Source organism: Billgrantia endophytica, assembly GCF_002879615.1.
Lineage (GTDB): Bacteria > Pseudomonadota > Gammaproteobacteria > Pseudomonadales > Halomonadaceae > Halomonas > Halomonas endophytica.
The window spans coordinates 1-20,534 of sequence record NZ_PNRF01000016.1; the positions used below are offsets into that span (position 1 = coordinate 1).

The window sequence follows — 20,534 nt, forward strand, 5'->3', positions numbered from 1 at the left end:
TAAGTACCTGATCAAAAATTTTCGTGTAGAATCCATGCTAGGATCTCTAACACGGATGGAACCATGGCTAGGCGCTTCGTTGCCCCTCTCACTGAATCTGAGCAGCAGACGCTGACCTCCGCCTATCACCACGGTGAGAAGCGCGCCTCACGTCGGCGTGCGCATGCCATCCTGCTGAGTGATCAAGGCCATACCATCGACCAGATCAGTGAGATACTGCAGGTCCGCCGCGATGCCGTATCTCGATGGCTCAAACAGTGGGAGACGTCGGGCCTCGACGGGCTCATCGATAAGCCACGCAGTGGACGCACGCCGATCCTGGATGAGTGCGATCACCAGCGGCTGCAGGAGCTGGTCGCCGAGCAACCTCATCAGATTCGATCTTTGCAGGCACGTCTGCAAGAAGAGACCGGCAAGACGGTCAGCACGGTGACCCTTCGCCGGGCATTGAAAAAAAAATGACTTCAGCTTCAAGCGCATTCGGCACTCCCTCAAGGCGCGGCGTGACGAGACGGATTTCCGCAACACTCAGGGCCTGCTGAAAGCGCTCCAGGAGCGTGAAGACCAAGGGGAACATGAGCTCTACTACTTTGATGAATCGGGCTTCTCACAATCGTCATCGGTCCCATATGCATGGAGCCCCATCGGCAAGCCCTGCGAGGTGACCGCTTACTCTCATAGCCGAAGGCTGAACGTACTGGGGTTCCTCAGCCGTGCCGGGAAGCTGATCTACCACACCGCCACCAAAGCGGTGACCACCGAGACGGTCATCGAAGCGTTTGACCAGTTTGTGGCCCAGAAAGACCCCGATACCTTCGCCGTCGTGGTGCTCGACAATGCCAGCATGCATCGTTCCAAAGCCTTCAGACGGAAGATAGTGGAGTGGATGTCGCATCGTGTACACCTGGTCTACCTATCGGCTTACTCGCCGGAGCTGAATCTGATTGAGATTCTGTGGCGGCAGATGAAGTACGCATGGTTGCCGTTGAGTGCCTATCTCTCGTTTGATCGGCTCTGCAACGAGGTCGATCGCCTACTCGGTGGCTACGGATCTGAGTACGCGATTAATTTTGAAAAGCCACTTACCACCCGCTCGACATAGCCATCGAACTCGACAAACGGAGCAACCAGCGGCGGCTTTTTCTTGCCCTGGGCAAAACTCACCATTCCCGTTTGGCGATTGAACTCACTACGACGGTTTTCCATGTAGCGGTAGGCGTGACGAAAGAGTATTTTATGGAAAGGCGTCAACAAGAAAGTGCACAGCCGGACAATGCCGTTCATAAGATGCTGCGTAGTATATGCCCCGATTACGAATGATGTTGGCACACCCAGCAAGACAACCAATGTACTAATAATCAGTCCGAAACCAGATCCGTCAGGGAAAGAATTCAATAGAGTCAGACCAAGGACAACGAATAGCGCCAGCAAGAAAAAAAAATATAACACTGGCACTACTAATAATAATGCCGAGAAACCCAGCTGGCTTTTCAGAAAACAAATGCGCTGATGATCCCACCACCAATCATCCGATTCATAGAAACGCCTGTTTTCCTGCTCCAGATGTTGAACTAACTCCATATCTTCGCTGAGTTGCTGGTAGGGATTGATGTCTGCGTAGTCGCCAAAGGGCAGCAGCTCCTCACCCAGCCGTTCGCGCTTTCTTGGCGGTGCGGGCAGCGGCGGGATGGCATTGCCCCGGTAGGCACCGGGGCTGTAGTCGCTGGCATTGGCCTCTCTCATACGCGAAATTCCTTGATATACCAGTAGCGTGGGTCCTGTGATCGCCCGGTAAAGGATCTGATAAAATCGCTGATCGGGTTGTTGACTGTGCGATACGACCGGGCCGGCAGCGCATCATGCTGGCCTTCCTCATAAGGTTCGTACGCTTTCAACATCGGGGTAGGTAGCACCATTTCTCCCAGTTCCCACTCGATTCTGGCTTGCAGGGCGATGCGCAGCCGGGAAGTCGACGTGATAGAAGAGCCCACCATCTCGAAGCGCTCCTCTGCCACTTTGCGCTTGACCAGAAAGCGTACGGCGCTTTGCTGTGGCAGCAGTTGGCGCTTGCCAATTTCAAATGGCTCCGGCGCTCGGGTGATATACGAGAGCCGTTCATAGGTGCCAAGCGGGGTGATAGTGCCGGTATCGGTCTGCTCCAGTTCCTGAACGGCCAGATTTAACGTTTCCCCAATCTTGTAACGGCTGATCAGCGGTGTGCTGATAGTGACCACATAATCGCGCTTGCTGGGGGTGTCCGTTGTGGATTCCCATACGCTTTCCAGTAGGGCTTGTTTTTCTGTACGTTCCAGGCTGCCGTAGAGCACCACCTCTATATTAACGGGGCTGAACTGCGTCAACAGTTGTGGGTAGTAAATACTATCGTCGGCGGATGCCATGGCGCTATCAGGGTGGGTGCCCAGGGGGCCCTGCCTAAGCAGTTGTTCAAAGGGGGTAGCCTGATTCATGGCGGCGTAGCTGGTCCCACCGATGGCCAGCCCCAGGCCGAGCAACGCCCAACCCCAGCCGGGAATCATCACCAGCCCCGCCATCAGAGGAGCAGTGAGAAACAGCATCCCACCGGCAATCGCAACACTATGGCCGATGACTGCATCACGATCTCCCTGCTGCAAGCTATTGCGTAGCTCCCAACTGCTGACGCCCACCACCATTACACCAGCGAAGAAATTAGCCAAACTCAGCGTTCGAGCAATAGTACTAGCCCCAACCTTGGTTAGCCTAGAACCAAGAAAAGGCCAGTTTTTCACATCAAACCAAGGCCGTTGTACGAATCGGCCTATTGCTGACTCTGAGTTAGGATACAGAACTGAGTACAACTTCATGGTGGCCGCACTCAGATCTACTCCAGCACTTGCTACTTTTATAAACTGCAGAGCAACAACTCCATCCTTCTTGGCCATGCCAAGACTTGTCATTTCCACACCCAAATTATAAATCGCAAACCCCACCAACAGCCTCGACACCGCCGGGCCATCCATCATCACCTTCACTTGCCCGGCAACCCTGGCCATGCGCAACTGAGCAACCTTGCTGGCTTCTGGGTGCCCCACCGGCAGAACAAACACCAGCACATGCCCGGCGACCTGACGAATGGCTTCGTCGACTTCCGCAGACATACGCTTCGGGCTGGTCGAGGTGCGTAAATTCCCACGGGGGTCTATCTGTTCGGCATAGAGGTAGTCCCGCTGGGTCTGGAAGGCACCGCTGTAGCGATCAGCGTCGGTCAGCCCCCAGGCGATGCCATCACCGTGCACCCCAATGATCGTGTAGCGGTTCAGGTCGACATCACCACGCCGCATGACCTGCAACTCACCACCCAGGTTGCCATCCATCAGGTTGGCATGGGTGCCGATGGCGGTGAAGAGGCGACGCAGGTGGATGACCTCGATATCGTCGCTGACGCGCTCCGCTGCCCGCAGTAGTGCCTGGCTCCATTGCCCCAGCACCGTGCTCAGCAGGCCGCTCACCTTGCCGGCATTAGACAGGCTGAGCACGGCATTCGATTGATCTTGCTCCTGTTCAGCCAGATTCCGGGCAATGAGCCCCAGGGTCTCCAGTCCCAGGCTTTCCGCCAGGGCATCATCAAGGTCGCTGTCATTCTCAGCCAGCTGGCGTAGGAGGGTGGGGTTGAAATGGCCGCTGCCATCGTTGGTTTCATCGCCAACGGGCGCTTGAGTGGCTTCGCTCTCGTCGGCACTCCATAGCGCTTGCCATTCACGATCCGTCAGCAGCGTTTTGAGCAGTTGCCGGGTACGTGCTTCCTGGCGGGCGTCACCCTGGTCTTGTAGCACACCGGGGAGCTGTTGCAGTACGCCGTAAAGGTCACCACACAGAGCGTAACCTTCGCAGATGCCCAATTGATGGTGGCTGGTGAAGTCGCGCAGTATGGCGGTGAGCTGGCCCTGGCTGGCCAGCCGCTGGAGGGTGTCGAGCGAGGTGCGCAGCACAGTAATCGCGGCGTCCCGCTCGGCTTGCTGCAAGGTGGTGTCAAGTTTGGCTGCGTCGATGGCACTGCGGAACTCGGCCAGCGGATTCGGCTCACCTTCCCTTGGCTCGGCGTAAAGCGCCTGACGAATCAGCTTGGCCGAATGCCCCAGGGGATTATCAGCCAGCACACTGTCGAGCCCATCCAGGTAGTGCTGGGCGAGGTGGATTTGGGCCAGGGCGTGGCGCAGCGTGAACAGTGGATCGGGCAGGGCGACGGCAACGATGCCAGGGTTGTCGCGGATATTGTCCAGCAGGTCGTTACCCGTATCGCACGCCAGTGCCAGGGTAGCGGCTCGGTCGGTTTCACCGGCTTGCTCCCATAGCGCTTTAAGTTTACTGCATAGTTCACTGTTCGCTGGAGAGGTAAAGTCGGCGGTGAAAGCATCAGGGGCTTCCAGCATCAGTTCGATGCCGAGATCGCGTTCGCGCAGTGCCGGTTGTTCGCTCAGGCTCCCGGCGGGAAAGCCGGTCTGCATGGAGAGTCGGCCTTCCATGTCGAGAATCACGGCATGGGCATGCCCTACGGCCGTGGTGCGAGTCTCAAGCCGACTGACGTTGTTTTCAAGCCATGCGATGTAGGGCCAGCTCCAGGCAATTTCACTGTAGGCGAGGCGTACTCGGTGCAGGGTGGCCTGTCCCTGCAGCATGGCGGGTAGCAGGATGTCATCGAGCCATTCGCCTTCGCTGTCGCGCTCGTTGGGGATATTGCCTCCCTCAGCCTGCTCACGATAGTGGGTGAGATCCACATCACTGAGCTTGCCGTCGGGGCCTATCTCAAGCTCACGCCACAAGCGGTTGTCGAAGAACACATATAAGTAGCCTGGGCGCAGCATGGCGGTGGCAATGCCGGTATGGGTCGTGACGCCACGTTGTTGAACGGGACGATGGCGGCCCACTTCCGCCAAGGGGCGAACGGCTAGCAGGGTGTTGTCCTGCAGGCTCCCATCAGTGCGCTCAAAGACGGTTCTGGCGTGCTCCACGAGGGGTATTTCAATCTCACCACCACCTTCACGCTTGGGAATCACCAGTGCCAGGGTGCCGTCTTCGTCATCTTCGTACTCGACCCGCCGCCGTACGCCCAGGTCAATATCTTCGTCCTGCAGTGCCTTTAGATCGCCTTCGCTCATCCGTTTTGTCCCTCATCCGTCCGGCCCCACCCCTTGCGTAGACGAACCTGCTGACCGTCCTGTCGACCGCTGGTAACGTCAACGAGAAACTCCCGTTCGCCCAGCCCTTCGGCCTCGACTCGTTGTGCCTGCTGGCTGGGCCCATGGCCAGAGGAGGCGATACGGGAATGTTCCTCTCCCTCGGCATGCCGGGGCAGTTCAGGCGCCTGAGCCCCCTGCCCGCTCCCCGAGCCGGGGCTGCCGCCGGAGTTGATCTTGACCTGAGCGCCGACGATGGTGATGCCGCTGGGGTCGAGCTTGAGGAAGCTGCCGCCAGCCTTGAGGGTGATCTCGGCGCCAGCATCGATCACGGTCTTGCTGCCGGCCTTGTGATGCACTTCCTGGCCCGCCTCGACGAGCTGGGCGCGGGCGGTCTTTTCGTGGCGGGTGGCGCCGACGATGAGGTGGTCGTCGCCGTCGATCTGGGTGTGGCGCTGGCCGTGCACAGTGAGGTGGTCGTCGGCGTGGATCTCGCTGATGCGGTGGCGGTTCACCGTGAGGTGGCTGTCGTTGCCGATCGCTTCGGTGCGGTCGTTGTTCGTCAGCAATTCCAGGTCTTTCTGGGCGTGCAGCCAGATCTGCTCACCCTCGGCTTCGTCCTCGAAGCGCAGTTCATTGAAGCCTTCGCCCTGGTGGCTCTGGGTGCGGATCACGGTGCGGGTCTTGTGAGCCGGGAGTTCGTAGGGCGGCGTATTGATGGCGTTGTAGACCCGCCCGGTGATCAGCGGCTGATCGGGATCGCCTTCCAGGTAGCTGACGATCACTTCATGCCCGATCCGGGGGATCGTCATGCTGCCGTAGCCGCCTCCGGCCCAGTCCTGGCTAACTCTGAGCCAGGCGCTTGCCGTTTCATTAGGCTCGGCGTAGCGATCCCAGGGGAACTGCACCTTGACCCGACCGTGTTGGTCGCAGTGAACCTCTTCGCCCGCGGGGCCCACGACGAAGGCAATCTGAGGGCCGTCGACGCGAGGCTTGGGGTCGGGCATGGGGCGCCAGGTCAGGTCGGCGGGCATGAGGACGAGTTCGTTGTGGTAGCGGGTCATGCCGCTGCCATCGTCGCCATCTGCTTGATCCTGAACGAAACCGCCCTCTTCCAGGGCCTGGGGCTGCGTGCCGTGGTGGACCACGCCGAGTACCTGCCAGTCGCGGTTGAGGTCGTCGAGGTCGTGGTCGGTCAGGGTGAAACAGGTGCCCGGGGCGAGTTCGGGCAGGTCGCTCTCGGCGTCGGCGGTGTTGGCGCTCTGGCGCAGCGCTTCGAGGCGAATGCGGGTGAAGGCCTGGCCCGAGGTGTCGGCCTTGTAGCGGCCGGGGTAGTCGTAGTGCTCGTACCCTGTATCAACGACGCCACGCTGGCCATGGGCCTCGAGGCCGTCGACAAAGTGGCTATGCGACTGCCCGTAGGCCGGTTGCTTGAAGGAGTAGTCCTTGAGCGTGGCCGCGGCCGAGGCGACGCGGGCATGCTGCCGAAGCTTGCGTACGTGACGCGCCGGTGGCGTTCCCCCGGCGCGACCGTGGTAGCTGCGCTCGCCCAGGTGGGCGAGCACCTGGGGGGCATCGGCGAACACCAGGCGGTGAGCGGCACTCGGAGTATCGCTGCCGCTCTCGAAGCCTGTTTCGAAGAACTCGTGAAAATAGAAAAGCCCCTCTTCGGCGGCCAGGCGTTCGACGAAGGCGAGATCGTCCTCACGGTACTGCACGCAATATTCTCGAGGCTCGGGTTCACGGGTGGCGGCGAAGGCATGATCGGTCAGGCCGTGCTCGTCGCACAGGGTGTTGAGCACGGTGAGCGGCGAGACGTCCTGGAAGATGCGCGAGTTCTGGCGCAGCCCAAGGCGCCACAAGGCGGGGCGGATCTCGACTCGGTAGAAGGTGTGGCGGTGGCCGCGGTCGCCGCGGCCGAACTCGCTGACAATGCCATGAACATGGCGCAATGCCTCGCCGTCCTGCCAGATGCTCAGGGTAGCCTCGCGGTCGAGAATGCCGGTAGCGGAGAGGCTACCATCGCGGCTGGCGAAGCGTACCGAGAGCTCAAAGGGAGCGGAGAGCCATTCACGGTGTGTGAACTCGATGACCGCAAGGTCCTCGGTTCCGGACAATAAGAGAGTGAATTGCAAACCAGTGGCCTGAGCCATGTCGCCTCCCTGCGGCTGAAACTATCGTTTTATTGATCGTTGGAGTATTCGCGGTTTTACGCGCGAAAATCATACCAATCGCAGAATCGAGTATCTGTGGTGCTTCGCCGATAGACGCGTAGGAAATATCTTACAAAGGAGACTGAGCCTCCTCGTCCTCGGCGGCTGCCCTACGCCAAGGGCGCCTCCGGCAACATAGCGAGTGAAGACGTGGACTACCTGCTCAAAGGCCTCGGCATCAAAACAGGCGTCGACCTCGACAAGCTCGCCGAAACCGGCACCTGGATCACACAGACCATCGGCCGACCGAATCGGTCGAAGGTGGGGGTGGCGTTGGCGGCGAAGTAATTGCGTGGTAGAAACCACCAAGCCCCTGAGCCAGGTGGTTGGCTCAGGGGCTTGGTGGTTTCTCGCCGACTTCTGCGTCGTGATTACGACTGGTAGCCACTCACAACCGGCGGCCTCAAGATTCTCAGAACAACGATCCGCCAGCAGGCGTTAAAACCTGGGATTGATACTCAGCGACAGCATGGCCGATAGATGACACAATGGCCTTCCTGACTCCTGCTTCAACTCATTGAAGGCGTCCTGTACGACTTGCATGACTCGTTGGGTCCCGGTCAATAATGCCGGCGGCCATCAGGCGTGCAACCACGTCGCTGGTCAATAAAAACGTATCCTTTCCGACAAAACGTAAAAATCCAGCAGCCGAGCGTCCGCCTAGGCGAGCGCCGCGTTTGGCCAGTAAATGCCACAAGTCGATGATGTCGGCACTCGGCAAGCTGGCGATAAACTCACCGAAGCTGCAGCCCAGCTCCTGGCGAATATCCAGAATGAATTGGGCGTTTTTAGGGGTACAAAACCCCAGAAGGCTTCTTCAAAGGCAGGCCACTTGGCGTCGACCATAGAATGTTGCATGCCGGCCTGAAATACCCGCTGGCTCATCGCAGAAAGGTAGCGATCATCCCCCTTCTGCTTCAACTCATCAGGAGTCAGCGCTTCGGGCAGGAAGGCCTCCATCGCCTCGTCAGATTCAAAACGCTTGCGTACGGTGTCGTAAAGCCAACGGTAGTCATGTGTCATGCTTATCTCAATGGGATAAATGGAATCAGCACCTGCCAAGCGCCCCATGCCCCGGCGGCAAGGGCGGCGTGCAGTTGCTAAAGGAATTCTCATGGTCCGGGGGCACCGAAGCGCCCCCGGGGAATAGGCAACAGAAGTCCAATTTCTCAACTCACTGCCACTTGCCTTTGCCACCGCCGATGCCGGTGACGATGGAGACGGCCCCCGACTGGAAGTGGCCCAACAGTTTGCTGTGGCTGTCAAAGTACAGGATGCTCAGGTAGACCGGTGTGGCCTGGAACTCGAAGCTCACGGTATCGCGGTAGAGCCGGTCGAGATCGTCGGTGTAGACGTGCCCGAACAGGGCACCGCCGCCCGGCGAGGAGGCGCCTCCGGCATCGCCGTCGAAGGTCTTGCCATCGGTGATGTTGACCTGGAACTTGAGATAGAAGATCAGGCTGGCCACGCTGCCGTTGGCGGCGTAGGCCTTTTCGGAGGCGACCAGTGCCGCGGTGGCCTCCTCGATCTTCTCGGGCTCGAGCTTGCCATGCATGGCGACACGGAAGTCGTGGGCGATCAGCTGCTTGTCGATGGTTTGCGGAGCGTTCATGGAGTGATACCTCGTGCGTTGTCCTGGAATCGGCGGCCGGAATCCGGCCGCGGCTTACTGCCCTAGTCATTCCAGTTCAGAACTCTCATACCGGCCGCATCAGCTTGGTATCACCGCGAGCGCTGGAAACGGCGCCACGAAGCGCAACGGATCACTTCGGTATCACCGCATCTCGCCCCCTTGGCCGCGTCGTGCTCTTGTTGGATTCTATAGGAAAACAACGACTGAGGGGCACCATCTCCGCTGTCTTGACCTGGCCCAGTACCACGCCATTCGCCGCACTGAAGGCACTGACCATGTGTATCGCTCCTTTGCCCTTGCCGCAGCAGTACGACCCACGCAGCGTCTTGCCATCAATGGCCACCACCGCGCCATCAGTGACGTCATGGCAGGCCTTCATCCACTCGGCAAACGAGCTTTTCAGCTGCTCGGCATTTACCAGGGCCATCACCCTGGCCAAGGTGTCATGGCTGGGTATACCAGACTCAAAATCACCGTACTGGCGAAGAAAAACGAGCTTTGCGTGGCCAAAATCCTCGATCTCGTCCCAACCCTCAGCCCCACAAATCACCGCGCAGACGGTCAGAAACAGGATATCCGACAGCTGGTGCTGCACTTTCCAGGCCTGGCGGAAATCGGGAACGATCGATAAATGGTGCATAAGGGACGGTGTCAGCATGAGTCATCCATGAGAAAAAGCCGTTAGATGACTACATTAGCTCCTACTGGTAAAGCGCCACGAAGGCCGTCGTAGAGCGGTTTTTCATGCGTTTCCCTGGGAAGCGCAAGCGGAGATAGAGCGCTATAACCAAGCCACGGCTCGGCGGCGCCTCGAGGGCCGGCAAGAAGGTTGCCCGCTGCTGTTCGCCGGCGGCTGGACTCGCGGTGCCGGCCTGCAGGAGCAGTGCCTGGAACAATCGGCGCATCTCGTCGCCCTGCTGCTGGCAGCACCCGAGCGTCGGACCGATCCCTTGCGGTTAGCGCCGGCTGACAGCCAGGCGAGGCAGCGTCATCTGCAGGCCAGCGGCTTCACCCTGGTGCCAGCACGCTCGTAAGGTCTTCAGAGCGCTCGTCTCGGCGCTCTCCTGGTCATGCTCGCCGCCGCCCTCCAGCCAGTCGGCGTGGGCCTTGATCAGGGCGCAGTGGTGCTCGCCCCAGGCACAGGGCTCCGCCGCCATCAGTTGGGTCAGGCGCTGGGCATAGTGGCGGGCCGCCTCGGGGCGCCGGTCGAGCAGGCTGACCTCCGCCGCCGCGATCAGGAAGCGATAGCCGTTGTGCCCCACGCAACCCGCGTCCAGCAATGCTTCGCCCTGTTGCAGGGTCGCCAGGCGTGTCTCGGGGTCCTCTTCCAGCAGCGCCCGGGTGCCCAGCACCCAGGGACCGATGAAGGCCTTCAGCCCATGCTGTTTGACCAACTGCCAGGCGCGCTCGATGCTGGCTCGCGCCTCGGCCAGCCGTCCCGTGATCAGCTCGACCCGGGCACGGCTCTCCAGCAGAAACGCCTCGAAGCGCCCCGAACCCAGGCCGCGGGCTACCGTCAGCGCCTGTTCGACCTGCTCGTCCGCCGCTTGTGGCTCGCCCTGGGAGATCAGAATCCACCCCGCCGTGAGCCGTGCCACCACCTCGGCACGCCGGTTACCGACCCGCTTGCCCAGCTCGGCGGCATCGAAGCAATCGGCCAGTGCCGCCTCGGTCTCGTTGGCATAGATGCGCGCCGTACCCAGCATGAACAGATTGGAGGCCTCCAGGTCGGCGTGACCATGGGTTCGGCACAGCGTTACGCAGTGGTCGAACAGCTCGAGAGTGCTGCGCATCTGCCCCTCGGCATAGTGGGCATCGCCAAGCCCGCTCAGGGCCTGGATCTCGGTGCGCACGTCGCCGCCACGGCGGGCCTGCTCCAGGGCGCGGGTGTGATAGGCACGGCTGGTGGCAAAGTCGCCCCGGGGAAAATAGAGATTGCCCTTGAGATAGAGTGCCTCGGCCAGGGGCAAGGGATCCTCCAGTGCTTCGGCCAGGGGCAGCAGGCCGTCGAGAATCGCCTCCTCCGCCTCCAGCGCATCGAGCATGTTCAGTACCCGGGCCAGCCAGAGGTCGGCACTGATGCGCTGCCGTTCCTCCCGGGCGAAGGTACGCGCCACCTCGAAGTGCTCCCGCGCCGCCTGAATACGCCCGGTGGCCATCGCCACCTGGCCCTGCAGCAGCATCAGCCGGTACTCATCCTTCGGCGCATAGTCGATGGAGCGGCACTGCTTCAGCAGCGCCATGGCTTCCTCGTGCCGGTAGCGGGCCATTTCCGCCGCCACCGCCTGCAGGAAGGTATTCGGCGCCTCCAGGGAGCGCGCCCGGTGAAGGTGGCGCGCCCGCAGCCCCGGTTCCGCCTCGCCATAGAGCGCGGCCAGGCGCAGGTGTAGGCGGTCGCGCTGTACCTTGGGAATCCCTTCGTAGATCCCTTGCAGGATCAGGTCGTGCACGAAGCGGTAGCTGCCCTCCCCCAGCGGGCGCACCAGGCTGTAGCGCTGGGGGAGTTCGGGCTGATAGTTGGCCTGCCCCAGCACCTCCTGCAGCGAGGCCAGGGAGAAGCGCTGCCCCATCACCGCGGCGATGCACATGGCACGACGATCCAGATCGGTGAGCTGATCCAGCTTGCTCTGTACCAGATTGGCGAGGCTGGCCGGCAGGCTGCGATGAGGATGAAACAGCAGCAGTTGGGTCAGGAACAGCGGGTTGCCCTGGGCCTGGGTCACGCAGCGGGCGGCGTGCTCGGCGGGCACCGTGCCGTAGCTGGCCACTAATGCCTCGGCCTCCTGGGGGCGCAGCGGCGGCAGCTCGATCAGGGTGAGCGGCAGCTCGGGCAGCTGCGGCCGCAGGCGGGTCTCCAGCGGATCCTGCTCCAGGCGCGAGGTAAACAGCCAGATCACCGGCGCTTCCTGGGTCTCCTGCAGCAGCCCGGTGAGGGTGGCCAGCAGCGCCTCGTCGGCCCAGTGCAGATCCTCCACCACCACCAGTTGCGGGCGATGAATGGAGCGCGCCAGGAGCAGGTCGCGCAGTGCCAGCACCAAGCGCTGGCTGCGGGTCGCCGGGGTCATGGCGGCATAGAGCGACTGCGCCTCCTCCGGCTGAGCCAGCCCCAACAGTGGACGCAGCAGCATGGCATGATCCATGGGCAGGCGCAGCGCCGAGAGACGAGCCAGCAGATGCGCCTCGGCTAACCCCTCCCCCTGCGTTTCCGCTTTCGCCTCGGCGGAGGTTTGCAGCAGCGAACGCGCGAGCTGCATCAGCGGGCCTTCATCGGCCCGGGTACCGAAATCCAGTACCTCGGCCTGGTGATGATCGGCATGAGCCGCGGCCATCTCCGCAAACTCGGCGCTGAGTCGCGTCTTGCCGATGCCCGCCACGCCGCGGATATAGATCAGGTGACCGGCCTGGTAGGCCTGGGTGCTCTCGAGGATGGCTTGCAACTGGCCCAACTGCACCCGGCGCCCCACCAGTTCGAAACGAGCCTCGCGCGCCTCGTCCCGGGGTTGGCAATAGCGCAGCCACTCCCCGCCTTCATCATCGAAAACGAAGCGCTCCGCCAACTGCACCGCCACGCCGCGCTCGACCCATACGCCGCTCTGCTCTCCCGACATCGAAAGCGGCGTAGCCGTGGGCCAATGGCCAGCCTGAAGATAAACGCCACGGGCCACCCCTTGCTCCACCAGGGTGGCGGCACACAACAGGCCACGCTGCGCATCGCTGCGGTAAGCCCGAGGCAGCCCGAACAACGCCGTACCCCCTTCCGCCAGACTGCCGCCGAAATGCTGCACCCAACTCGCCAGCGCTGATGGATCGGCCGCCACGGCATGCAGTTGGATCAGCACACGGGCGCTCTCCATCTCCTCGATATCGGAAGCGACAGCGGCAGCCTCCTCGGCCTCCGCCGATAGCTCCTCGACCTCGACCTCGTAGATCTCGGCCAGATGGCGAGCGGTACGATACAGCACCGCCTTGCCACTCTCGGCCCGCTTGATCGAAGCGATGGAGACGCACAAGCGCCGATCAAAACAGTACTCGGCCAGCGCCTCCTGACTCAGGCCCAGCCGCTTGCGATGCTGCTTCAAGCGCTTGCGATCCAACCGCAAGCGCCCGTCTTGGGGGATGATCACTGTTGGCTTCCTTTGCCGGGTGGTTGGGGCATGAGAGGGATAGGTTGGCAACCCCCTTTAGCAGCGGCAGCTTGCTGTCCGGTGCCTAAACTTGTTAATTTTTTCTCTCTCGGATTTACGGACATTTATATGGTCAATTTCCTTTAGGGCATAGTGACGCATAACCATACCCAAGACAAAGAGAATAGATGTTAGAAACAATACACCATATGCTTCAGCAGAAGACTTTATAGATAGGGCAATCAGTGATGCTATTGGAGCCCAAAAACATTTTTCAGACAGCTTAATGATCCCGTTTAAAAACATCCTCTGTGTCTCTTCAGATTTATAGGCCAAACATCCTTTTCCATGAAAATAATCCTTGTATACCTTAAACCAATTCATTCACTATCTCTGATTGAAATTTAACTGTTCAACGCCCGCCATCACCGGTGACAAACCGCAGCGGAGCGGAGATGTTGGCATCCGGCGCGTGGCCTGGCTATGTGCTGTCATTCTCCTGGCGTCCAAACAATGGGGCACTCTCCCATCGCAAGCGCCGCCCAACGCCCCAGCCAGCCTGGTGGCGACATGATTGATGGTTAGCCGTTTTGCATACGCCGCGCTTCCAATTCTTTAATAAATTGATCTTTGAGCTTTGGTGAAATCATTATTGACCGGCGCCGACCATAAGCTATACGCAATCTATCGAGAGAAAGCGCTGGGCTAGACAATGGGCTTGATGTTGACGTGATTCCCGTAATGTCCTTGATTGGGACCGACCACCTGAACGGTCCACTTCTCACTGACAAGGTGGTATCACCCAGAGTATAACTCGTATTCATCATAAGCCACAAAGGTAGCCCTGCTCCAATAATGAGAACAGGTAAAGTGACCAATGTAGCAGCCGTATTCCCTGATCGAAGAGACAACAAGAATGCGAATATGCATGCAATTACTGCCCCGATCAGAACGACGCCTAACCATGCATCGATCTTTGAAGTGTATATTTTCTCCATTACTGTCCTCTACTTAACGATCATGGTGGCCGGCACCGCCGTTCGGCCCATTCAGCCGCCTACCCTACCCCAAGCTGGGCCTTGGCCGCCGCGAGGTGCTGCTCGATGCCCGTGACGATCGCAAAGACCCCGTATTTGATCGGCGAAGCGGCGTGCCTCTCCTTGATATGCTCCACCATGGCGGGCCAAGTGCGGCCGCCAGCGAGTTCGTAGGCGGCGACCAGCCGCTCCAGGCTCTCCGGACTGAAGGCCGAAAGGTGGCCGGAGAAGTCGATTGACGGATCGCTGATCTCCGCCTCCGTCCAGTCGATCACGCCGCTGACGCGCGCGTCGGCCGCAGCGGTGACATGCCCGACATAGAGGTCGCCATGAGTGAGGACGGAGAAGTCGGGCCAAAGTTTGTCGTTATCCAGCCAGCGCCGGCATCGCTCTTCCAGCTCCCGGCCGATGCCGATCTCTCGTTTCACGCTTTCCAGATCCTGGTGGACCTTGACTCGAGCTTCCTCCGGAGAAGCGTCAGGAATGCCGGCCGCCACCGCCTCCGCTACCGGTGACGCGTGCAAAGCCACAAGCACCTCGGCGAGGCTCACCACATAGGTTTCAGCTTCCGGATCGATGTTCCAGGTAACGGTGTGGGTCTCGGCATCGAAGACGAGCGCCATGGGGTCCGCCAGCATGGGATAAGCCACCAGACCAGGACCAAGCACCTGCCAATCCGGAACCTCTACCGGAAGCCGATGCTTCACGAAATCCAGGATTCGTGCCTCGCGTTCGATCTTGGGCTGCACGTCGTCGCGGCGGGGAATTCGGAGAACCCAGCGCCGTCCCGTCGTGTCCGTTGCAAACCCGACCCGAAAATCGAGCCCCGTCTCGTTGAAGGTAACATCGCCCGCCAAATGCAAGCCGTGCCGGGCCGCTAGAGCCAGCGTATCGGCGACGAGCCTGGCGGTATCTTTTGTCATCAGCCAACTCCGAAACTGGATGGGCACGCTGAGCCACAGTCACCATCGGCATAGGGGCTTGGCTGCTGACGCTCAGTTCATACAACGGCAATGGCGTAGCCACCCAAAGCACGTTTCCCTGCCGTCTCTTTCCCGAGTATGTGCTGCTCGCGGAGAGTGAGACCGCACGACTGCAGTAATTCAGCCAGATGATCGCTTGTTGGCGGAGTGCTATCAATACCGAACTTCAGCGGCTCTCCGCCCGCCTGGAGCGACGCTCTCACCACACGCAGATGCAACGATTGCGACTCGAGCACCTCGGTCGTGAAATAGTCGAACGCAATGACGCTGCCCCGTGCACAGCCAGCGATCTTGCGCAGTGTGTCTTCAACGGCTGCCCGGTCTAGGTATGGGGTTACACCCTCCCACAAAAAGAGGGAGGGTTTGTCAGCATCGAAACCCGCCTCCACGAGGCGGTTGAACCAGTCTTCTTTTTCGAAGTCTGCAGCCACGAACGTTACTCCCGCCGAATCGATTTCGGCAACTTCCATGGCCTCTTGTTTGATCGCTAGCGTTTCTGGAGTATCTACTTCAAAGGACCGCACACTCCATTGCTTGGGTAATCGATAGGCGCGCGTATCGAAGCCCGCACCCAGGATGACGAACTGGGGAATATCAGCCAAGTATTGCTCCACCACCCCATCATAAAACGTCTGGCGGGCGGAGACTTGGTTGCTAAACGTCACGTCGCCTTCAAAAGGGTATCGAAAGGCTGGCGGCACATAGCCGCTCAGGCGATGGGCAAGCTGCAGCGGGCCAAACAAGAGCCACACCGCGAACGGCGAAATGCCTGGCAGCACCATCAGCAACCGATGCGCGGGCTCGTCGTACCGGACGCCGAGCCGGTGTTGAAACCAACGTGCCGATAGCGGCCCTTGGGCTGTTCCCGATACGCCCGAGGTGCGTTTGGCATAGAGCTTACCGACCCAGAATACGTAGCCGATCACCATCGCCGGAAATAAGAGAATGCAAACGATATAGAAGATGATCGCAGCCAGGGGGCCGCGCCGTGAGACAATCTCTTGTTCGGGGTCAGTCATGTCTTACCTCTTTAACACTTGCAGCATGCGCGCCCTGGGAATGGAGACGGAGGCGCAATGTAAAGGGCGTCGCCGTGCCTGCGCTGGTTAACTGATTTTCTGAGCAACGACAGAGTACGTGTGCCAGTGCTTTTTTCTGCCGAGCAAGGTCACACCTTCTGAATCATGCTCGTAGATATCAATAATATTAAAATCACATTCAAAAAGCTCTTCTAACTCGGCGCGTGTGTGAATTGTAAGGTCACCGCGTTCCATCTTTGCCCAAGAATCGTTCAGGCCCATAAAATGGCCACAAAAGACGCCCCCACTCAGCAATGATCGAGTAATATTCATCCAAGCGAGAGAGAACAGCTCCGGATTACAAAAAAACAAACTGGAGCATGCGCTGATCAAGGATGATTCCGGATACTCAAATTTCTCAAAGCTGCAAACCTGAGGAAATAGCGTTTCGTTGAGGTAGCTGCCTCCCATTTTACTTAAGCATGCTATGGCAGCATCGCTTTTGTCATATGCGTATACCGTAAAACCACGCTCAGCCAAGAATAGGGCATCACGCCCAGCCCCACAGCCTACATCCACCGACACCTTGGGCAGCGAAGCATCAACTACATCAAGCGCCATCTTGAGATGGGGGTACACCTCTGCACCCAATGATCGTTCATAGTATACTTGCTCACTCATGGTCGACTCTCGATGCATTTAACATTCGCAACACGGCACAGCTTTTCTGCGTCCGAATCCGAAGGGCTGACTTGATTGGGTTTTGTTAGGTGTTGAATATGGGTGGAATGCCCCAAAGCTGCACCTCGATATAGAGTTCAAAATCAGTTTCCCAATATCGCTCGTAAGGAACCACGTGATCATTTTCAGGAACGCCGAACCGAGTAACGAGCTCACTCACCTCGCTAAGCAGAAATACTTGATTGTAGTATGGCTTATCGTCTCGGGTTAGCGCAACAAAACTATCCGGGTAGGTCAAGGATGTCACGTCAGGATCGAGCTGCGAGAGAGGGATTCTCAGCTCACTTTGGTTAGCGTTCAGATCACGAAACCAGGGAGATTCTCCAAGCACCAGATAGAAGGGGTGGCGGCGACGCGGCTTACCCCCTCGCGCAACGAAGAGTTCACGCAGCCGAGTTTCAACCTCACGTCGGACTTCAATGTAATTCCTGCCGTAGCGCCGCCGATAGCCGGGATCACGCTGATGACGAGTCAGAAGATCTAGGAATACGGGATCCTCTGAACCGGCAGGAAGCTCTGAGAGACTCCGAAACGGACCAATCTCGCGCAAATAGTAATGGGTAGCAAATTTGGGGAATCTCATCATGGCAGCACCATGCCTAATGCCCGCCATCACTGGATGCTAAAACCGGCTCGAAACAGAGGTTTTAGCATCCGGTGCATGACTTGATTATGCAGCATGTAGCGGCTTGATACGATCCACTTCGTCCTTGATCGACTGAGCTGCCGTCCAAAGATCAACAGATCGCTGCGCATTCAGCCAGAACTCCGGAGAGTTACCAAACAAACGAGCAAGCCGAAGTGCCATTTCAGGACTGACAGCACGGCGCTCACGCAACAGTTCATTAACTGACTGGCGAGAGACACCCAGAGACTCAGCCAGCCCCGCAACCGTCAGGCCATAGTCCGGCAGGAAATCCTCTCTCAGCATTTCACCCGGATGAGTTGGCTTGCGCTGCATACCGGCAGTATTAGGAATAGCCATAGTCATCACCTCACTCAGTGGTAGTCACACACTTCGACCTCATACGCATCGCCATCTTCAAAACAAAAACAGATACGCCACTGATCATTTATTGAAATCGCGTGCGGCCCCTGCCTATTTCCGGAAAGTGGGTGAAGGCGATTGCCGGGCGGCACTTTCAAGTCCTCCAGCTGTTCGGCCAGATTCACGTATTCAAGTTTTCTGGCAGCTCTTGGTGCGACATCCGCAGGAAACTTCTTTGACTTGCCCTTGGAGTACAGCTCTTGAGTTCGTTTGTCAGCGAAGGACTTGATCATGCCCAAATTGTAGCGTGTCACGTGACGCACGTCAACAAAGCTTGAAAATGACTGCATAACCCCTGAGTTAGGCCCCGTGCTCATGCAGCCATGGCGCATAGCTTAAGCCGACCAGTAATCCCTCGGGGCTGATGAACCTTGCCACCGTCTGCCCCCAATGCTCTGTCCTAGCCTCGTGAATGAAGTCTTGACCTTTGGCTTTCATTTCCTCAACCGCAGACTCTACGGCTGCGGTATCAGCCAACTCAAACTCAATGGTTGCCGTTGGTTCTGGCACATGCGAGGGCCACTCATCCTGCCCAACGCAAGACTGCGCGGCCATTTTTAGTGGCCACACGCCGAAATGATTGGCTCCAGGAAACTTGTCCATGAAGCGATAGTCGTCTTGTCTCTTTAGTGGCAAGCCGAGAGTTTCTTGATACAGCGATGCGCTTGCATCTGGCTGCTTTGTTATTGCAGCAAACCCGGCAATGCATTTGATATCCATTGAGAGTCCTGTGTCTTTGATGAGGCCTAACGAGGCTGTAGAAAAACTCGATTCTGAGTCCCTCCCACCGCCTGTCTTCTTATTCTGTGTGCCGCCCACCAAGCGGACAATTTCCTTGACCAAGGGACCTAACTGACCATTTCGGTTCCTTGGTGATACCAAAGGCTCTCATCACCGGCATTTGGCGGCCACCTTCAGGCCTTGTAACCCCTTTATCACGTGCCTAACCGACCATAATTGGCAAGCTTCTCAATGTTATGTATCAAGCAGTATAACTGCCACTGACCCTGTACCTTCTTCTTGCCACGAAGCCCGAATCGGTTCAAACGTTTCGTAGTGCCGATGTTGCCGAATACCGGCTCCACCACTGACATTCGGTGACTATATATCTCCTTACCTTGCTGGCTATCCACTCGGTGCTTCATCCAGTCTGTGTAGCTCGGTTGTCCGTCGCTCTTTATCGTAAAGGAGACTTGTCGGCCAGCTCCGTTGCGGTGATTTGCCGAGGCGGGGTTCTGCATGCAGCGGTGCTTCTTGGGGCAGTGCCGGCATTGCAGCAGTCGCCCCTCGAAATGTGCTCGTAGCTTGCCATTCTCGGCTTCCCGTTGCCCCCGGTAGGTCAGGGATTCCCCATTGGGGCAGATACAGCTAAGGGTGACCGGGTCGAATTGGAATTCACTGGCCGGAAAGGTGGCTTTCCATCCCTTGTCTGGCAGGTTCTGGTGCCGCTTGCCGTACTTGTCTTTCTGCTCGGCAAACCTCGGGTCCCGGCTACGGAACTGATTATCCGGCACATAGCCATTGATCTGTCGTTCGTGCAGGTACTTCATATTGGCCTCATTGGCGAAGCCCGTATCAGCAGTGACGACGGTGCCTTGCTGGTAGATGTTGTCAGCAATCCCCAGCTTCTTGAAGCGGGCCTTCACCCTCTCGAGTACCGGTTGCAGCGTGTGGTGTTCCTGTCCCTCTCCAAACGCCTGGGCATCGATGATGATTTGGTGCTTCTTGTCCACCGTGGCCACGCCGTTGTAGCCCTGGATCGTGCCCTTGCTGGTGGTCATCTTGGCGCTTTGGTTATCCGTGATGTTGCTCTTCACTTCCTTGCTCCGCTTCCCCCGGCCCATCCTTGGGCTGTGCGTCTTTAGGAAGCGGTCGACTTTGTTCATGGCAGCATCTAGCGAGAGGATCGTCTTGGCCCGACGAATATCCCGATCAAGCTCGGCTTCCGTCTCGGCTTCATCCCGCGCGTAGTGTTCCAGCAGGTGATGACGAATCAGACGTCGCAGCTTCTCCCGCTTCTCGCCCAGCTCCTTGAAGGTGCCAGACCACCCCTTCGAGGCATCCGAGGGCATCTTGCAGCCGTCAATGGCAAAGAGTTCGTTGCCCAGCAGGCCTTGCTCATGGCACACCAGCAGCACCTGCTCAAAGAGGGCTTCAATCTCCTCGGTGTGGCTGCTGACGAACTTCGCCAAGGTGGTGAAGTGGGGGACGGTATCGCAGGACAACGCCTTGAAGATGATGTTGGTTTCGCAGCACCACTGCATCTCGCGGCTGGAGGTGATTCCCTTGGAATAGGCGAACAGGATGATCTTCAGCAGGATGGCGGGGGCATAGGCCAGCCGGCCCGTATCGTGGTTGCGGTACTGGGGATGGAAAACCGACAGGTCCAGCTTGTGTTCGATCAGGTAGTGGACGGCGTGCTCGAAAGTGCCGGGCTGAAGCTGGTCCTGGTAGTTGAGCACTACCATGGCGCTCTGATCATGGTTGTAGGGCTTGAAGCGGGGCATGTTGACCACTCCTCGGCTGTTTTCCTGATCCTACCAAAACGGCGTGGGCTGCGGGCTTTTTCTACAGCCTCAACGC

16 protein-coding genes and 2 pseudogenes are annotated in these 20,534 nt (G+C 58.8%); 2 read left to right on the top strand and 16 right to left on the bottom strand.

From position 1 onward, the window contains the following. Window positions 1-63 precede the first annotated feature (63 nt). Window positions 64-1,102 (top strand): IS630 family transposase gene (locus C1H69_RS08535; protein WP_102652987.1). Its coding sequence is split into 2 segments (ribosomal slippage): window positions 64-450 and window positions 452-1,102, totalling 1,038 coding nucleotides; the frame shifts between segments, so codons are not numbered across the junction. Here C1H69_RS08535 and C1H69_RS23250 read toward each other — a convergent pair. The 3 genes from C1H69_RS23250 to tssI are packed head-to-tail and all read right to left on the bottom strand — an operon-like array spanning window position 1,045 to window position 7,306. Further along, window positions 1,045-1,743: a hypothetical protein gene (locus C1H69_RS23250; RefSeq protein WP_133154961.1), complete on the bottom strand. Its 699-nt coding sequence runs from the start codon at window positions 1,741-1,743 to the stop codon at window positions 1,045-1,047. The two genes, C1H69_RS08535 and C1H69_RS23250, sit on opposite strands and share 58 nt — an antisense overlap. Continuing rightward, the gene (locus C1H69_RS08540; protein ID WP_102652988.1) at window positions 1,740-5,135 is read right to left on the bottom strand and encodes a toxin VasX; all 3,396 of its coding nucleotides are present in this window, start codon (window positions 5,133-5,135) and stop codon (window positions 1,740-1,742) included. Before C1H69_RS08540 ends, C1H69_RS23250 begins: the two co-directional genes overlap by 4 nt. Next, on the bottom strand, window positions 5,132-7,306 hold the full coding sequence (tssI, locus tag C1H69_RS08545; protein ID WP_102652989.1) for a type VI secretion system tip protein TssI/VgrG: 2,175 nt from the start codon (window positions 7,304-7,306) through the stop codon (window positions 5,132-5,134). The genes C1H69_RS08540 and tssI overlap by 4 nt, the downstream gene beginning before the upstream one ends. A gap of 168 nt (window positions 7,307-7,474) precedes the next feature. On the opposite strand from tssI, the pseudogene C1H69_RS08550 reads away from it, so the two are divergent. Continuing rightward, a pseudogene (locus C1H69_RS08550) lies at window positions 7,475-7,654 on the top strand (hydroxymethylglutaryl-CoA lyase); the annotation flags it as partial. 372 nt (window positions 7,655-8,026) lie between these two features. Here the strand turns inward: C1H69_RS08550 and C1H69_RS24105 are convergent. From C1H69_RS24105 to C1H69_RS08620, 13 genes and pseudogenes are all read right to left on the bottom strand, one after another. Further along, window positions 8,027-8,389: a hypothetical protein gene (locus C1H69_RS24105; RefSeq protein ID WP_240609884.1), complete on the bottom strand. Its 363-nt coding sequence runs from the start codon at window positions 8,387-8,389 to the stop codon at window positions 8,027-8,029. A gap of 151 nt (window positions 8,390-8,540) precedes the next feature. Beyond that, window positions 8,541-8,978 (bottom strand): VapA/VapB family virulence-associated protein, encoded by a 438-nt coding sequence (locus tag C1H69_RS08560; RefSeq protein WP_102652990.1) that lies wholly within the window; start codon window positions 8,976-8,978, stop codon window positions 8,541-8,543. A 244-nt stretch (window positions 8,979-9,222) separates the two neighbouring features. Further along, window positions 9,223-9,657: pseudogene (locus C1H69_RS08565) on the bottom strand (ISAs1 family transposase); the annotation flags it as partial. Window positions 9,658-9,955: 298 nt separating this feature from the next. Continuing rightward, complete coding sequence (locus C1H69_RS24400) at window positions 9,956-13,123, bottom strand: ATP-binding protein (protein WP_102652992.1); 3,168 nt, start codon at window positions 13,121-13,123, stop codon at window positions 9,956-9,958. Window positions 13,124-13,704: 581 nt separating this feature from the next. Further along, window positions 13,705-14,121 carry a PH domain-containing protein gene (locus C1H69_RS24580; protein WP_102652993.1) on the bottom strand — a complete coding sequence of 139 codons (417 nt, stop codon included), beginning with the start codon at window positions 14,119-14,121 and terminating at the stop codon, window positions 13,705-13,707. Between the two features lie 59 nt (window positions 14,122-14,180). After that, entirely contained in the window at window positions 14,181-15,083 is a 903-nt protein-coding gene (locus C1H69_RS08585) for a macrolide 2'-phosphotransferase (protein WP_102652994.1), read from the bottom strand. Between the two features lie 77 nt (window positions 15,084-15,160). After that, complete coding sequence (locus C1H69_RS08590; protein WP_102652995.1) at window positions 15,161-16,162, bottom strand: class I SAM-dependent methyltransferase; 1,002 nt, start codon at window positions 16,160-16,162, stop codon at window positions 15,161-15,163. Window positions 16,163-16,249: 87 nt separating this feature from the next. Further along, window positions 16,250-16,843 carry a class I SAM-dependent methyltransferase gene (locus tag C1H69_RS08595; RefSeq protein WP_102652996.1) on the bottom strand — a complete coding sequence of 198 codons (594 nt, stop codon included), beginning with the start codon at window positions 16,841-16,843 and terminating at the stop codon, window positions 16,250-16,252. A gap of 85 nt (window positions 16,844-16,928) precedes the next feature. Next, window positions 16,929-17,489 (bottom strand): hypothetical protein, encoded by a 561-nt coding sequence (locus tag C1H69_RS08600; RefSeq protein WP_102652997.1) that lies wholly within the window; start codon window positions 17,487-17,489, stop codon window positions 16,929-16,931. 84 nt (window positions 17,490-17,573) lie between these two features. Continuing rightward, entirely contained in the window at window positions 17,574-17,888 is a 315-nt protein-coding gene (locus C1H69_RS08605) for a HigA family addiction module antitoxin (protein ID WP_102652999.1), read from the bottom strand. Window positions 17,889-17,902: 14 nt separating this feature from the next. Further along, window positions 17,903-18,205 carry a type II toxin-antitoxin system RelE/ParE family toxin gene (locus C1H69_RS08610; protein WP_240609885.1) on the bottom strand — a complete coding sequence of 101 codons (303 nt, stop codon included), beginning with the start codon at window positions 18,203-18,205 and terminating at the stop codon, window positions 17,903-17,905. A 46-nt stretch (window positions 18,206-18,251) separates the two neighbouring features. After that, window positions 18,252-18,671 carry a VOC family protein gene (locus tag C1H69_RS08615; RefSeq protein WP_102652998.1) on the bottom strand — a complete coding sequence of 140 codons (420 nt, stop codon included), beginning with the start codon at window positions 18,669-18,671 and terminating at the stop codon, window positions 18,252-18,254. A gap of 215 nt (window positions 18,672-18,886) precedes the next feature. After that, window positions 18,887-20,458 carry a transposase gene (locus tag C1H69_RS08620; protein WP_102651582.1) on the bottom strand — a complete coding sequence of 524 codons (1,572 nt, stop codon included), beginning with the start codon at window positions 20,456-20,458 and terminating at the stop codon, window positions 18,887-18,889. Between the last annotated feature and the right edge of the window lie 76 nt (window positions 20,459-20,534).